This window comes from Priestia sp. SIMBA_032, assembly GCF_046535215.1.
In the GTDB taxonomy this organism is placed as follows: Bacteria; Bacillota; Bacilli; order Bacillales; family Bacillaceae_H; genus Priestia; species Priestia aryabhattai.
This window is the reverse complement of sequence record NZ_JAWRXD010000612.1, coordinates 1-274: the sequence shown is the minus strand read 5'-3', so window position 1 is coordinate 274 and position 274 is coordinate 1. Positions and strand designations below refer to the sequence as shown.

The following is a 274-nucleotide window of genomic DNA, read 5'->3' as shown; positions in this document are numbered from 1 at the left end:
ACCATCCTCGATCCCTGATTGACTGAAGATCAGCCCGGAGCTTGGAATGGGAAGTTATGGTTGCCTCGGTGAACCTCTCAAGCTTCAAACCATCGGCAAAATCTGCCGGCAAATGGGCTAGCACAGCTTTGCCTGCGCCCCCCGCATACAGCGGGACATCTACCCCAGTTTCCAGCTTGTAATGGATAGGCCGCCAACCTTGAATAACCTCAAGGAACTGGGCTTTGGAAGTAGCCCCGTCAAACGAGAGGTACGCAATTGTCTCTCCCGTTTC

Annotated in this window: 1 protein-coding gene; it reads right to left on the bottom strand. The window is 53.6% G+C overall.

What is annotated here, in order from left to right; translation table 11 throughout:
- The coding region (locus SB717_RS35700; RefSeq protein WP_410907688.1) for an IclR family transcriptional regulator domain-containing protein at positions 1-274 on the bottom strand (274 nt) is incomplete at both ends.